Origin of the sequence: Thiobacillus sp., assembly GCA_024235835.1 — a bacterium.
GTDB lineage: Bacteria > Pseudomonadota > Gammaproteobacteria > Burkholderiales > Thiobacillaceae > PFJX01.
Window position 1 is genome coordinate 61,568 of the sequence record JACKLQ010000005.1, and the last position, 14,253, is coordinate 75,820.

A 14,253-nucleotide genomic window follows, 5' to 3' on the forward strand; every position below is an offset into this window, starting at 1 on the left:
GAAGAAGGCCTTCAATGATCCCGGGATGGGCGGGCGAAGTCCTCGATGGCATCCATGAGGGCCTCGGCCCAGACCTGGGGCGGCCGGTCGGCACGGGGCAGGTGGATGAGGCGGATGCCCCGCTGCCGGCAGGCTGCCTGGTCCACCACTGACAGGTCCTCCCCGGTCACCACCAGCAAGGCCAGCTTGGGGCAGCCGTCGATGTCCGGCCCCGTGACGGATGACTCATGGGTGACGCCGATGGTGGCCCGCCAGAGGTGGTCCACGCATTCCCCGGCCTGGGTATGGGGATGTTCCACCCAGACGTGGTCGAAGCCGGGTATGCGCATTTCACCGGGCATGGCGGCCCGGTCCAGCAGGACGATGTAGTGCTTCATGGCTTGGCTAGGTTTGCAGGGATTGGATGATGTGGATCAGGGCCGATGAATCAAGTTCCCCTTCGCCCCTGGCCACCAGGGCGTCCATGGCAGAGGCGGCCTGTGCCGTCACGGGCAGGGCCACGCCCGCCATCATGGCTTCCGCCAGGACCAGCCCCAGGTCCTTCTTGTGCAGTCGGGCCTTGAAGCCGGGGATGAAATTCCCGTCCAGCATGCGCTGGCCGTGGACCTCCAGGATGCGGCTGTAGGCGAAGCCCCCCAGCAGGGCCTGGCGCACCTTGGTGGGATCGACATCTTCCCGCTGGGCGAAGGTGAGGGCCTCGGCTACGCCCATCAGGGTGGCGGAAACGACAATCTGGTTGCATGCCTTGGCCACCTGGCCGGCACCGGTGTCGCCTACATGGACGATGTTCTGTCCCATCAGCTGGAGCAGAGGCAGCACCCGTGTGAAAGCGTCCGTGGGGCCCCCCACCATGATGGACAGGGTGCCTGTCCTGGCGCCTGCCTCGCCGCCGGACACGGGGGCATCCATCCAGATGACGCCCCTTCCCGCCAGGCGGGCGCTGCAGGCGCGGGTGGCGGTGAGGGAAGTGGTGCCCAGGTCCACCACCACGCTGGCAGTCCCAAGCCCCTCTGCCGCGCCCCGGGGTCCGAACATGACGGATTCCAGGGCCGAGTCGTCGGCCACATTGACGAAGAGGATGTCCGAGCCGGCCGCGGCCAGGAACGGGGATTCCGCCACCCGGGCGCCGGCTGCCCGGAGTGCCTCCGCGCTGGAGAGGGTGCGGTTATGTACGGTGAGGAGTACGCCGCCCTTGCTCAAGTTGAGGGCCATGGGCCTGCCCATGGTGCCCAGGCCGATGAATCCGGCGGAGGCAGCCGGTGACATCACAAGGCTTCGTTGTCCGGGGCCTTCTCGGTTTTTTTCGGCACCTGCATTTGCTTCTGCACTTCATCCAGGCCTTTGGGAGGGTGCAGGCGCTGGTTCGTGCCCCAGCTGAGGTCGCGGGCCTGGGGACGCCGGTGGCGGCGGCGGTAGGTGAAGCGCAGATTCCAGATCACGAACCCCGCCGAGATCAGCAGGATGCCACTGATCTTGCCGATGAAGGCCTCCAGCACGATGGTGGCGATCAACCCCATCAGCACGTAGAGATAGGGGAGCGGCTCGTATAGCCAGTCCGGTACGTTTTTGAGCATTGTCTCCTCCTACTTGGACCGAGTTTATCAAGCTTGATGCAATTTGCCGGAAAAATCGCCGCAGTTCAGCGCAGGAAGGCGATCCAGAAGGGTAGGGTGACGAGAAACAGCAGGCTGCTCCAACTTGCCGTCAGGGCCGCTGCGCGCACATCCAGGTTGAAGCGGTCGGCGAAACTGGCGGCCATGAGCATGGTGGGCATGGCCGTTTCCAGCACGGCGGCGGTCTGGGCGGGATGGAGTTCGCCGAAAATGAGCCGGGCCAACCCCAGGGCCAGCATAGGGGCCAGCAGGAGCTTGATGGCCACCGCGGCCAGCACCGGCCGGGTGGGACGCAGGTCGCCCCAGGGAATGGACAGGCCCAGGGTGAACAACATGATGGGGATGGTGGCCTGGCCCATGAACTTGGCCGCCTTGATGAGGGGAGTGACGTCGATGCCCGACAGGTTCACCGCGAAGCCCAGCACGAAGCCCCATATGGGGGGCAGGGACACCATGGTGCGCAACAGGCTGGTGCCTTGTCCCCCTTCGTGCCCCAGGCGCGTGGCGATCCAGACCCCGAAGGTCCATACCAGGGGCGTGGATGCCAGCACGTCGGCGAAGGCGGCGTAGCTGCCGCCTATATCTCCATACAGGAAGGTCAGGGTGGGGTAGCCCATGAACAGGACGTTGCCGAAGATGCCTGCCAGCAGGATGGCGGATCGGGTTTCCCGGGCCAACCCCTGTCCCAGGCGGCTATGGAACAGCAGGGGGTAGAGCAGCGCGAAGGCCAGGGCGATGCCCAGGAGGGTGATGACGGGTACGGTCAGAAGCTGGGGCGTGATTTCCGCCTGGGCGGAGAGGGCGAACAGCAGGGGCGGGGCAAACACGTCCACCACCAGACGGTTCAGGTTGACGCGGAGGGTGGCGGCAGGAAACTGGGGTCGAAACCTTACCCAGAGTCCGCCGGCCATCACCAGCAGGGCGATGGGCAGCCAGACCTGGAGGAGGAGCTGGAGGAGGAAGGCGGGGGTCATGGGGGAATTGTAGGGGGCTGTACTTCATTCCGGCTAAGGCCGGGGTCCACGGGTTTCGCCTTGATCTACCGGCGTCACTGCGCCACGGATGTTTGGCCGGGGGTGCCCGGCAGCACGTTACTCTTCTTGAGCGGCCAAGAAGAGTAACCAGAAGAAGGCCGCCCCGCTTCGTGGCCCTTCGGGTGCCCAATTTTTTCGAGCCCGTTCGGGCGGCTGCGCAACTCGTCCTGCGGGCTCAGACAGTGCTCGCCGACTTCCCCCGCACGGCCTCGAAAAAATTGGCGACTCAGAGGGGGCTAAAAGCGGCGGCACGCGATGGATTTCCCCCCCCCTCTGCCGGCGCCGGGAATTTTGGACTTGGCTGGGGTTGCCGAAGGCCAGCGAAAGGTGTCTGAGCGAAGCGAGTTCTTTCGCTGCCCTAGACAAGTTCGAAATTCCCGGGGTTTCGCCGAAAGCGGGGGCGGCCTTCTTTTGGTTCCTTTTCTTGCCCGGCCAAGAAAAGGAACTAGCTGCCGGGCTACCCCCGGCCAATCACCCCTTTTTGAGTGGGTGCCTCAATGCAATCACCGGGCCCTATCGGAGGTAAGTGACTTACTCCTCCCCCGCCTCCATGCCCAGTTCATTGATCTTTCGCGTCAGGGTATTCCGCCCCCAGCCCAGCAGGTTGGCGGCCTCGATCTTGCGTCCGCCGGTTTGCTGCAGGGCCACGCGGATGAGGGTGCGCTCGAACTCCTTGGTGAGGTGGTCCAGGATGCCGGACTCCCCCCGGGCCAGTTCCGCCTGGGCGGTGCGGGCCAGGGCCTCGGACCAGTTGATGGCGATGCCCCCGGGCTGGGTACTGGCCTCGGCGGGCAGGTCCTTGGGCTCGATGGCCTGGCCGGGAGCCATGACCGTGAGCCAGTGGCACAGGTTTTCCAGTTGCCGAACGTTGCCGGGGTAGGGCAGGGCGGAGAGCGCCTTCATGGCCTCGTCGGACACCTGCTTCATTTCCACGCCCAGGTCCTGGGCACTCTTCTTCAGGAAGTGGCGCACCAGCAGGGGGATGTCTTCGCGCCGGTCCCGCAGGGCGGGGATCTTGATGCGGATGACGTTGAGGCGGTGGAACAGGTCTTCCCGGAACAGGCCCTGGCGCACCCGGTCCTCCAGTTGCTGGTGGGTGGCGGCGATGACCCGCACGTTGACCCGAACGGGGGCATGGCCACCCACCCGGTAGAACTCCCCGTCCGCCAGCACCCGCAGCAGCCGGGTCTGGAGGTCGGAGGGCATGTCGCCGATCTCGTCCAGGAACAGGGTGCCGCCGTCGGCCTGCTCGAAGCGGCCCCGGCGGGAGGTGGTGGCGCCGGTGAAGGCGCCACGCTCATGGCCGAACAGTTCGGATTCCAGCAGATCCTTGGGGATGGCGGCGGTGTTCAGGGCGATGAAGGGCTTGTCCCTGCGCGGGCTGTGGCGATGCAGGGCATGGGCCACCAGTTCCTTGCCGCTGCCGGTCTCGCCGGTGATCAGCACCGTGGCGTGGGACTGGGCCAGGCGGCCGATGGCCCTGAAAACGTCCTGCATGGCCGGGGCCTGGCCCAGCATGGCCTCGCCCATGGGGCCCGCCTCCAGGCCCACTACTTCATCCCCGCGCCCGCCTTCCTCCAGGGCCCGATGGATGAGTTCCAGGGCATGGTTCACGTCGAAGGGTTTGGGCAGGTATTCGAACGCGCCGCCCTGGAAGGCCGACACGGCGGAATCCAGGTCGGAATAGGCGGTCATGATGATGACCGGCAGGCGTGGGTGCTCAGCCTTGAGCTTTTCCATGAACTCCAGGCCGCTCATTCCAGGCATGCGGATGTCGGAGAGAATGGCGCCGGGCGTTTCCCGGTCCAGGGCCCGCAAGGCGGATTCGGCGTTGTCGAATATGCGGTGGGACAGGTTCTCCCGGGCCAGGGCCTTCTCGAACACCCAGCGGATGGAACGGTCGTCGTCAATGATCCAGACGGGTTTCATGTGATTTCCAGTAGGGGAGTGGGTAGTGGGGAGTGGAAACTGGGGGGAAGGGCGCGCGGTCACTCAACCCGACTCCCCACTCTTCGCTTTCCACTATCAGGGTCATCATTTAATCGGCAGATAAATTGAAAAACAGGTGTGGCCCGGCCGGCTGTCCACATGGATGGCGCCATCATGGCGCTGCACCAGGGATTGGGCCAGGGTCAGGCCCAGGCCGGAGCCCCCTTCCCGCCCGGACACCAGGGGCAGGAAGACCTGGCCCAGGATGTCCTCGGGGATGCCGGGGCCGTTGTCGATGACGTCCAGGCGGATGGCCTGTTTCCAGCGCTTCATGGCCAGGGTCACCTGGCGCGCCACCCGGGTCTTGAGGGTGATGCGGCCCTTGCCTTCCATGGCCTGGGCGGCATTGCGGGCGATGTTAAGCACGGCCTGGATGAGCTGCTCAGGGTCCCCCACCAGGTCCGGCAGGCTGATGTCGTAGTCCCGGCGGATCACCAATTGGGCCCCCGCCTCGGGCCTCTGACCCGAGCCGCCCCCCGAGGGGGCCAAGTCCATCTTTGGGCGGCCCGGCGATGGACTTGGAAGCTGGGTAAATTCCGCCATCAGCACGCTGCGTACCCGCTCAAGCACCTCATGCACATTGATGGACTCCACCACGGGCCGCTTGGCGGGGGTCAGCAGCTTGTCCAGCAGGCTTTGCAGGCGGTTGGTCTCCTGGATGACCACCTGGGTGTATTCCCGCAGATCCGAGTCCTCCAGTTCCGCCTCCAGCAGCTGGGCGGCCCCGCGAATGCCCCCCAGGGGGTTGCGAATTTCGTGGGCCAGCTGGCGTAGCAGGTTCTGGCTGGCCTGGCTCTGGGCCATGACCTGCTCGTCCCGGGCGATGCGCACGTTGCCCGCGGCCGGATGCAACTCGATCAAAGCCGCGTCCCCTTCGCCGTCCAGGGGCGTGACGGTGGCGCAAAGCACAACGCTGTGGCCATTGATGGGCAATACCAGGTCATGTTCGGTAAAAGAGGTGCCCTCTGATAGTGCATGATCTACTACACGCACCAATTCGGTGCAATCCATGGTCAGGCTGGCCAGGGGACGATCCAGGGCGTGGATGGCGGAAACACCCAACAGATTTTCCGCGGCGGGGTTGATATAGCGCGTCACCCGTTCCCCATCCACCACGAGGACGGCGGTGGCAAGAACGTCTGTGCTGGGTGGTTTGGCAGTGGTGTTCGTCATGGTTGTTATCTCTGGACGCTTCCAGATTAGCAAGAAACGGGCCACGGGAAGGGGGGTAAACCGGAGGTGGGAAATAGGGAGTGGGCGCAGGTATCGTCAGCGTTTCCCTCCCATTACCCACTTCCAACTCCCCGCTTCCCCGCCCACAATTGGCGCACATGATTCCACCTGGGAGCGGTAATGACCCGATACATCAACCTGGATGGCAACGAGGCCGCCGCTCGCATGGCCTTCCTCACCAATGAGGTGATCGCCATCTACCCCATCACGCCTTCCTCAAACATGGGGGAATGGGCGGATGAATGGGCCAGCCAGGGCAAGGCCAACCTGTGGGGCAGCGTGCCCCGCATCATCGAGATGCAGTCCGAGGGCGGCGCCGCCGGCGCCTTGCACGGTGCCCTGACGTCCGGCGCCCTGGCCACCAGCTTCACCGCCAGCCAGGGCCTGCTGCTGTATATCCCCAACCTGTACAAACTCGCCGGCGAGCTGACGCCCTTCGTGCTCCACGTGGCGGCCCGGGCCGTGGCCACCCACGCCCTGTCCATCTTCGGTGAGCATTCCGACGTCATGGCCTGCCGGCCCACGGGCTGCGCCCTGTTGTGCGCCGGCTCGGTGCAGGAAGCCCAGGATTTCGCCCTGACGGCCCAGGCCGCCACCCTGGCCGGGCGCCTGCCGGTGATCCACTTCTTCGACGGCTTCCGCACCTCCCACGAGGTGGCCAAGATCGAGGCGGTGGAAGAGGACACGGTGCGGGCCATGATCGACGACGAGCTGGTCATGGCCCATCGTCGCCGGGCCCTGTCGCCGGAGCATCCCGTCATCCGGGGCACTTCCCAGAACCCGGACGTGTTCTTCCAGTCCCGGGAGCGGGTGAATCCGCTCTACGAGGCCTTCCCCGGCATCATGCAGGCCGCCTTCGACCGCTTCGGTGAATTGACCGGTCGGCGCTACCGCCTGTTCGACTATGTGGGCGCGGCGGATGCGGAGCGGGTGCTGGTGCTCATGGGCTCCGGAGTGGAGACGGTCCACGAGACCGTGGAGCATCTGATGGAGGAGGGCGAGAAGGTGGGTGTGCTGAAGGTGCGCCTTTACCGTCCCTGGGGTGCCCAGTCTTTCCTCGCGGCCCTGCCACAGTCGGCCAGGGCGGTGGCCGTGCTGGACCGCACCAAGGAGCCGGGCGCCGACGGGGAGCCGCTTTACAAGGACGTGCTGGGCACCCTGGCCCAGGCTGCCGCGGATGGCCGGGTCATGCCCCGGGTCATTGGGGGGCGTTACGGCCTGGCGTCCAAGGAGTTCACGCCGGCCATGGTGAAGGCCGTGTTCGACGAACTGGCCAAGCCGTCACCCAAGCGCCAGTTCACCGTGGGCATCCGGGACGACGTGACCCGGTTGTCCCTGGACTGGGATCCGGCCTTCCGCACGGAGGCGGCGCAGAAGCTCCAGCACGCCGTGTACTGGGGCCTGGGGGCCGACGGCACCGTGTCCGCCAACAAGAACTCCATCAAGATCATCGGCGAGGCCACGGATCTGCATGCCCAGGGCTACTTCGTCTACGACTCCAAGAAGTCCGGCGCGGTCACCGTCTCCCATCTGCGCTTCGGCGATGCCCCCATCCGCTCCACCTACCTCATCGAGGAGGGCATGGCGGGCTTCGTGGCCTGCCATCAGACCGTGTTCCTGGGTCGCTACGACATGCTGGCCCATGCCAAACCGGGCGGCGTGTTCCTGTTGAATACGCCGGAACCGGTGGAGCGCGTGTGGGACAGCCTGCCCCAGGCCACCCGGGCCCGGATCCAGGCCAAGGGCCTGCAACTGTGGGTCATCGACGCCTACCGGGTGGCGGCGGACGCGGGCATGGGGCGGCGCATCAACACCATCATGCAGGCCTGCTACTTCGCCATCTCCGGCGTCCTGCCCCGGGATGCGGCCATGGCCGCCATCAAGCAGGCGGTGGAGAAGACCTACGGCAGGAAGAGCAAGCGCCTGGCGGACCTGAACTTCAAGGCCATCGACATGACCCTGGAACACCTCCATCAAATTGTCATTCCGGCGCAGGCCGGAATCCAGGAGGTCATGCCCTGGACCCCGGCGTTCGCAGGGGTGACAGAAATGCCCGACTTCATCCGCGACATCACCCTGCCCATCTACTACGGCAGGGGTGATGAGCTGCCCGTGTCCGCCATGCCCCTGGACGGCAGCTGGCCCGTGGGCACGGCCAAATACGAGAAGCGCAACATCGCCCTGGAAATCCCCGTGTGGGAGGCGGACCTGTGCACCCAGTGCGGCAAGTGCGTGCTGGTGTGCCCCCACAGCGCCATCCGTGCCCGGGCCTTCAACGAGGGCGAGGTGGCGAACGCGCCCCCCACCTTCAAGCATGTGCCCGCCCGCAGCAAGGACTACCCGGCCGGCACCCACATCAGCTACCAGGTGGCGCCGGAGGACTGCACCGGCTGCGGCGACTGCGTGGAGGCCTGCCCCATCCACGACAAGTCCAACGTCTCCCGCCTGGCGGTGAACATGGCGCCCATTACCCACGAACTCCGCTTGGCGGAGCGGGAGAACTTCGCCTTCTTCCTGAGGCTTCCCGAGTTCGACCGGGAGGCGATCAAGCACACCACCATCCCGGGCTCCGCCTTGCTGGACCCCCTGTTCGAATTCTCCGGGGCCTGCTCCGGCTGCGGCGAGACGCCCTACATCCGGCTGGCCACCCAGCTGTTCGGCGACCGCATGCTGGTGGCCAACGCCACGGGCTGCTCCTCCATCTACGGCGGCAACCTGCCCACCACGCCCTACACCACCAATGCGGAAGGGCGGGGGCCGGCCTGGTCCAACTCCCTGTTCGAGGACAATGCGGAATTTGGCCTGGGCATGCGCCTGGCGGCGGACAAGCTCATGGACTATGCCAAGCGCCTGGCCCGGGAGATGGCCGATGACATCGGTACCGAGGGTGGAAAAAGCTTGGTGACGGAACTGGTGGAGGCGAACCAGCGGGACGAGGCGGGCATCCGCGCCCAGCGCCGCCGCGTGGCCCTGCTGCTGGACCGGTTAGCCGCGTCGAAGCATCCCCGGGCCCGGGAACTGGCCTCCATCTCCGAGTGGCTCATCCGCCGTTCCGTGTGGATCATCGGCGGCGACGGCTGGGCCTACGACATCGGCTACGGCGGCCTGGACCACGTGCTGGCCCTGCCTTACGACGTGAACATCCTGGTGCTGGACACGGAGGTTTATTCCAACACCGGCGGCCAGACCTCCAAGGCCACCCCCATCGGCGCCGTGGCCAAGTTCTCAGCCGGCGGCAAGGCCACGGCCAAGAAGGACCTGGGCCGCCTGGCCAGCGACTATGGCCACGTGTACGTCGCCAACGTGGCCTACGGCGCCAAGGACACCCAGACCCTGCGGGTGTTCCACGAGGCCGAGGCCTACGAGGGGCCCTCCCTCATCGTCGCCTACAGCCCCTGCATCGCCCACGGCGTGGACATGCAGTACAACCTGCGCCAGCAGGACATGGCGGTGAAGTCCGGCCACTGGCCCCTGTACCGCTTCGACCCCCGGGTGGGCGAGTCCGGCGCGAACCCGTGGAAGCTGGACTCGGCGGCCCCCAGCCTTCCCATCAAGGACTTCATGCAGAGCGAGACCCGCTTCGCCATGCTGTCCCGCAGCCACCCCGAGGACGCGGAGCGCTTCCTGGCCACTGCGCAGAAAGCGGCGGAGGAACGTTTTGCCGCCTACAAGGCGCTGGCTGAGATGGCGCCTATCCACACGGTCCCAGACACTACCCCCTCCGGTTCCTCTGCCGGCAACGAACCCAAGACCGGCGCTTGAGACAGGAGTCCAGAAATGATTGATCTCTCCACCGACTACGTGGGCCTGAAGCTCAAGAACCCCCTGGTGCCCTCTGCCTCGCCCCTGTCCAAGCATCTGGACACGGCCCTGCGCCTGGAGGATGCCGGCGCGGCGGCCCTGGTGATGTATTCTCTGTTCGAGGAGGAACTGGATGCCGAGGCGGCCATGGCCGACCGGTTCCTGGTGCACGGCGACCTGGGCCATGGCGAGGCGGACAGTTACCTGCCAGACCACGGCAGCTTTACCGGCGGCCTGGACCGCTACCTGGAGCAGCTGCGGCGCCTCAAGGAGCGCCTGGAAATACCGGTGGTGGCCAGCCTCAACGGCGTGTCCCTGTCCGGCTGGGTGGATCTGGGCAAGGAGTTGCAGCGGTCCGGGGCCGACGCCCTGGAACTGAACGTCTATCACGTGGCTGCGGAGATGGCCCACTCGGGCGAGGCGGTGGAGGCCCGCTACCTGAGCCTGCTGGCGGAACTGAGGGGGGCGGTGAACCTGCCCATCATCATGAAGCTGTCGCCCTATTTTTCCTCTCTGCCCCATTTCGTGAAACAACTTGAGCAGGGCGGTGCCAGGGGCGTGGCTCTGTTCAACCGCTTCTTCCAGCCGGACATCGATCTGGAATGCCTGCGGGTGGAAAACCGCCTGAACCTGTCCCATCCCGACGAGGCCCTGTTGCGCATCGTCTGGATCGCCATCCTGCATGGCCGCACCCGAATGACCCTGGCCGCCACGGGTGGGGTGCATGGGCCGGAAGAGGCCATAAAGTTGCTGCTGGCAGGGGCGGATGTGGTGCACCTGGCCTCCTGTCTCTTGCGACACGGCCCCGGCCGCCTGGCGGAAATCCTGCAAGGCATGGAACGTTGGATGGCGGAAAAGGAATATGTCTCCGTGGCCCAGTTGAAGGGCAGCATGAGCCAGCAACACCTGCCTGACCCCGCTGTGCTGGCCAGGGCCAACTACCTCCATGTGCTGGACAGCTATGCCAGCCCCAAGGGCGTGATGTCCTGAGGTGCGAGGTCGCTGCGATGCAGGGGACTTGAGGCCTCGAATAACGCCCCGTTTCGGGGTGCTGTTCAATTCAGGCGGCTACAATCGGCGCCTGAAAAAGGGAAGCGCCAGATGAGCGACCAGGACGAGATCCAGATCAAGGAACACCTCGAGGACAGTCTGCGGCAGGTGATGGAACTCATCGCCCGGCACAGGCTGGTGGAAGAACTCGTCCACAAACAGGACATGCCCCGCCACGAACTGGTGGAATCCCTGGTGCACAAGCAGAACCTGGCGGAACTGTCCAAGAAGCTGGACGAACTCCACCCCGCAGACGTGGCCTACATCCTGGAGGCCCTGCCCCTGGAGGAGCGCTTGCTGGTCTGGGACCTGGTGAAGGCTGAGAGGGACGGCGACATTCTGCTGGAAGTCTCCGATGCGGTGCGTGAATCCCTCATCGCTGCCATGGACAACCGGGAACTGCTGGCCGCTGCCCATACGCTGGACACTGACGAGATCGCCGACCTGGCGCCGGACCTGCCCAAGGACGTGGTCCAGGAGCTGATGAAGTCCCTGGATGACGCCAAGCGTCTCCAGGTGGAAAGCTCCCTGGCCTACAACGAGGATTCCGTGGGCGCGTTGATGGATTATGACTTCGTCACCATCCGCGCCGATGTGACCCTGGAGGCCGCCTTGCGCTACCTGCGCATGCTGGGGGACCTGCCCAGCCACACGGACAAGTTGTTCGTGGTGGAGCGGGACCGTCGTGTCATTGGTGTGTTGCCCCTGAAGCGCCTCCTCATCCACGACCCGGATGTGCATGTGGCGGCGGTCATGGCCGATGAGCCCGTGACCTTCCATCCCTCCGATGATGCTTCCGATGCCGCCCAGGCCTTCGAGCGCTACGACCTGATTTCCGCGCCGGTGGTGGACCCCAAGGGGCGGCTGGTGGGGCGCCTCACCGTTGACGAGATGATGGACTACATCCGCGCCGAGTCCGAGGCGGACATGCTCCAGGCCGCCGGCCTGAGGGAGGACGAGGACCTGTTCACCACGGTGTGGAAGGCGGCCAAGAACCGCTGGCTGTGGCTGGGCATCAACCTTTGCACGGCCCTGTTTGCTTCCCGGGTGGTGGGGGCCTTCGAGGGCTCCATCGAGAAGCTGGCAGCCCTGGCGGCCCTCATGCCCATCGTCGCCGGCATGGGAGGCAACTCCGGCAGCCAGACCCTGACTCTGGTGGTGCGGGGCCTGGCCCTCAACCTCATCGGCAAGGACAACGCCCGCAGGCTGATGCTGAAGGAACTCAGCATCGCCGGGCTCAACGGAGTGGTCTGGGGCGGAATCATGGGGGTGGTGACCTACATGCTCTATGGCAACGGGCCCCTGGCCATGGTCATGAGTGCCGCCATGTTGCTGAACCTGCTGGTTTCCTCCATGGCCGGCTACTGGGCCCCCAACCTCATCGTGCGCATGGGCCACGACCCGGCCTTCGGTGCCCATGTGCTGCTTACCTTCATCACCGACTCCATGGGCTTCTTCATTTTTCTGGGCCTGGCGACGCTGGTGTTGCTGTGAGCAAGCTCCTTGCATCCTTCCCCCAGGACTGCTCCCAGAAAGCGGATAGGGCGCCCAAGCGCGGCTTTTCTCCGGTGACGCCACCGGACTGCAATGTATCCTTGTGCAAACCCTGCGATAAGAGACTGGGTCGATCATGACCTCGGCCACGGATATCTACTTGCGGCTTCTTGGCTACTTCAGGCCATACCGCGTCATTGCCTTGTTAACCATCCTTCTGATGGCGGCTTCGGGGGGCATCGAGGCTGTGATGGTGCGTCTGCTAAAAACTCTGGTGGACGGTTTCGCTGACATAGCTTCCGGCATGCAACCCCTGTGGCAGATGCCCGCAATTCTTTTTGTAGTCGCCCTGGGGCGCATGATCGCGGGTTATGGCAATGAGTACGCCAGTACCTGGCTGGCTGCGCGTGTTACCCACGATGTCCGCGAGCAGATGTATGAACGCCTGCTCAGATTGCCGGTGGCCACGTACGATAAATCTTCGGTGGGTGAACTGCTTTCCCGGGTGACCTATGATGTCAACGGCATCATGAGCGCGGGCCTTCAGGTCATCACCGTGCTGGTACGGGACGGTGTGCTGGCAATAGGCCTGCTTGGCATTCTTTTCTACACCGACTGGCAACTGGCCCTGTTCTGCGCCATCCTGATCCCGGGTGTGGGCTTGTCCATGTATGTGGTGGCCAGGCGCCAGCGGCGCCTGTCCCTGCAAACCCAGGACTCCATGGGCGCCCTGGCCCGCATCCTGAATGAAACCCTGGGCGGCCACCGGGTGGTCAAGATTTTCGGTGGGCAGGCTTTTGAAGCGTCAAGATTCTTGCGCGTCAACCGCACCGTGCGCCGGTTGACCGTGAAACTGGCCGCTACCGCCTCGCTGAATGCAGGATTCAGTGTGTTCCTGGTGGCGGTGGTCATTGCCCTGATCGTCTACTTTGCCGGCATCAGGGCCCAGCATGGAGCCTTGACCGCGGGTGACTTCGTTTCCTTCATGGGGGCCATGATCCTGCTTCAGCAACCCATCAAGAGTCTGTCCCGCATCAACGTGGACCTGAATCGGGGCCTGGCAGCGGCCCAGACGGTGTTCTCCCTGCTGGACCAGCCCATGGAAAGGGATGCCGGCAACTTGCCCATCGACCGTGCCCAGGGCGCGATTTCCCTCCGGAACCTGGGGTTCAGCTATCTGGATGAAGGCCCTTCGGTGTTGCAAGGCATCTCTCTGGAAATCCGACCCGGAGAAACCGTGGCCTTTGTCGGCCACTCCGGAAGCGGCAAGACCACGCTGGTCAACCTCATCGCCCGCTTCTACCATGGACATACGGGGGACATCCTGCTGGATGGGATATCCATCCACGCCTACCGCCTGGCCGACTACCGGCGCCAGTTCGCCATGGTGGGTCAGGACACCACCCTGTTCAACGACACGGTGACGGCCAACATCGCCTATGCCGATTCCAATCCCGACCCTGCCCGGGTGCGGGCCGCAGCCCAGGCCGCATTCGCCGCCGATTTCATCGAACAGTTACCTGGCGGCTACGAGGAGATGCTGGGTGAAGACGGGGTGCGTCTCTCCGGTGGCCAGCGCCAGCGCCTGGCCATCGCCCGGGCCATCTACCGGGATGCTCCCATCCTCATGCTGGACGAGGCCACGTCCGCCCTGGATACCGAGGCGGAGCGCATGGTGCAGGCCGCCCTGGACAACCTGATGCGCAACCGCACCACCCTGGTGATCGCCCACCGGCTTTCCACCATCGAAAAGGCCGACCGCATAGTGGTCATGCAGCAGGGCCGGATCGTGGAATCGGGCACCCATGCCGAGTTGCTGGCCAAGGGTGGGGTCTATGCCGCCATGCATGCAGTGCAATTCCAGGAGGCGGAGTAAGCTGTTTCCACCTTGAAGTTTTCAACTCTGAATCGTATGGAATCCTATGAACCGTAAAGTTGCTTTGATCACCGGCATTACCGGCCAGGACGGCGCCTACCTCGCCGAATTTCTTCTGGACAAAGGCTACGAAGTCCACGGCATCAAGCGCCGCACCAGCCTG

The 14,253-nt window shown here is 64.9% G+C and carries 11 protein-coding genes; 5 read left to right on the top strand and 6 right to left on the bottom strand.

Annotation, left to right across the window (positions count from 1 at the left end; all coding sequences use genetic code 11):
- Positions 1-11 precede the first annotated feature (11 nt).
- The 6 genes from H6935_16690 to H6935_16715 form a co-directional block, all read right to left on the bottom strand.
- Positions 12-377 (bottom strand): hypothetical protein, encoded by a 366-nt coding sequence (locus H6935_16690; protein MCP5279970.1) that lies wholly within the window; start codon positions 375-377, stop codon positions 12-14.
- A gap of 7 nt (positions 378-384) precedes the next feature.
- Positions 385-1,266 (bottom strand): NAD(P)-dependent oxidoreductase, encoded by an 882-nt coding sequence (locus H6935_16695; GenBank protein ID MCP5279971.1) that lies wholly within the window; start codon positions 1,264-1,266, stop codon positions 385-387.
- The gene (locus H6935_16700; GenBank protein MCP5279972.1) at positions 1,266-1,574 is read right to left on the bottom strand and encodes a hypothetical protein; all 309 of its coding nucleotides are present in this window, start codon (positions 1,572-1,574) and stop codon (positions 1,266-1,268) included. Before H6935_16700 ends, H6935_16695 begins: the two co-directional genes overlap by 1 nt.
- A 65-nt stretch (positions 1,575-1,639) precedes the next feature.
- A complete protein-coding gene (locus tag H6935_16705) occupies positions 1,640-2,587 on the bottom strand; it encodes an AEC family transporter (GenBank protein MCP5279973.1) in 948 nt (315 codons plus the stop codon).
- A gap of 591 nt (positions 2,588-3,178) precedes the next feature.
- Complete coding sequence (gene ntrC / locus H6935_16710; protein MCP5279974.1) at positions 3,179-4,576, bottom strand: nitrogen regulation protein NR(I); 1,398 nt, start codon at positions 4,574-4,576, stop codon at positions 3,179-3,181.
- 105 nt (positions 4,577-4,681) lie between these two features.
- Positions 4,682-5,809 carry a PAS domain-containing protein gene (locus H6935_16715; protein MCP5279975.1) on the bottom strand — a complete coding sequence of 376 codons (1,128 nt, stop codon included), beginning with the start codon at positions 5,807-5,809 and terminating at the stop codon, positions 4,682-4,684.
- A 180-nt stretch (positions 5,810-5,989) separates the two neighbouring features.
- Between H6935_16715 and nifJ the strand changes: the two genes are divergently transcribed.
- The 5 genes from nifJ to H6935_16740 all read left to right on the top strand — a co-directional run.
- The gene (gene nifJ, locus H6935_16720) at positions 5,990-9,631 is read left to right on the top strand and encodes a pyruvate:ferredoxin (flavodoxin) oxidoreductase (protein MCP5279976.1); all 3,642 of its coding nucleotides are present in this window, start codon (positions 5,990-5,992) and stop codon (positions 9,629-9,631) included.
- A 15-nt stretch (positions 9,632-9,646) separates the two neighbouring features.
- Positions 9,647-10,660, top strand: coding sequence for a dihydroorotate dehydrogenase-like protein (locus tag H6935_16725; protein ID MCP5279977.1), 1,014 nt, complete (start codon positions 9,647-9,649; stop codon positions 10,658-10,660).
- A gap of 111 nt (positions 10,661-10,771) precedes the next feature.
- The gene (mgtE, locus tag H6935_16730; GenBank protein MCP5279978.1) at positions 10,772-12,214 is read left to right on the top strand and encodes a magnesium transporter; all 1,443 of its coding nucleotides are present in this window, start codon (positions 10,772-10,774) and stop codon (positions 12,212-12,214) included.
- A 136-nt stretch (positions 12,215-12,350) separates the two neighbouring features.
- On the top strand, positions 12,351-14,090 hold the full coding sequence (gene msbA, locus H6935_16735; protein MCP5279979.1) for a lipid A export permease/ATP-binding protein MsbA: 1,740 nt from the start codon (positions 12,351-12,353) through the stop codon (positions 14,088-14,090).
- Positions 14,091-14,136: 46 nt separating this feature from the next.
- The coding region (locus tag H6935_16740; protein MCP5279980.1) for a GDP-mannose 4,6-dehydratase at positions 14,137-14,253 on the top strand (117 nt) is incomplete at its 3' end.

Bases quoted from the DNA above. Each gene is read 5' to 3' on its own strand.
- H6935_16690 (MCP5279970.1), bottom strand. From the start codon at position 377: ATGAAGCACTACATCGTCCTGCTGGACCGGGCCGCCATGCCCGGTGAA.
- H6935_16695 (MCP5279971.1), bottom strand. From the start codon at position 1,266: ATGTCACCGGCTGCCTCCGCCGGATTCATCGGCCTGGGCACCATGGGC.
- H6935_16700 (MCP5279972.1), bottom strand. From the start codon at position 1,574: ATGCTCAAAAACGTACCGGACTGGCTATACGAGCCGCTCCCCTATCTC.
- H6935_16705 (MCP5279973.1), bottom strand. From the start codon at position 2,587: ATGACCCCCGCCTTCCTCCTCCAGCTCCTCCTCCAGGTCTGGCTGCCC.
- ntrC (MCP5279974.1), bottom strand. From the start codon at position 4,576: ATGAAACCCGTCTGGATCATTGACGACGACCGTTCCATCCGCTGGGTG.
- H6935_16715 (MCP5279975.1), bottom strand. From the start codon at position 5,809: ATGACGAACACCACTGCCAAACCACCCAGCACAGACGTTCTTGCCACC.
- nifJ (MCP5279976.1), top strand. From the start codon at position 5,990: ATGACCCGATACATCAACCTGGATGGCAACGAGGCCGCCGCTCGCATG.
- H6935_16725 (MCP5279977.1), top strand. From the start codon at position 9,647: ATGATTGATCTCTCCACCGACTACGTGGGCCTGAAGCTCAAGAACCCC.
- mgtE (MCP5279978.1), top strand. From the start codon at position 10,772: ATGAGCGACCAGGACGAGATCCAGATCAAGGAACACCTCGAGGACAGT.
- msbA (MCP5279979.1), top strand. From the start codon at position 12,351: ATGACCTCGGCCACGGATATCTACTTGCGGCTTCTTGGCTACTTCAGG.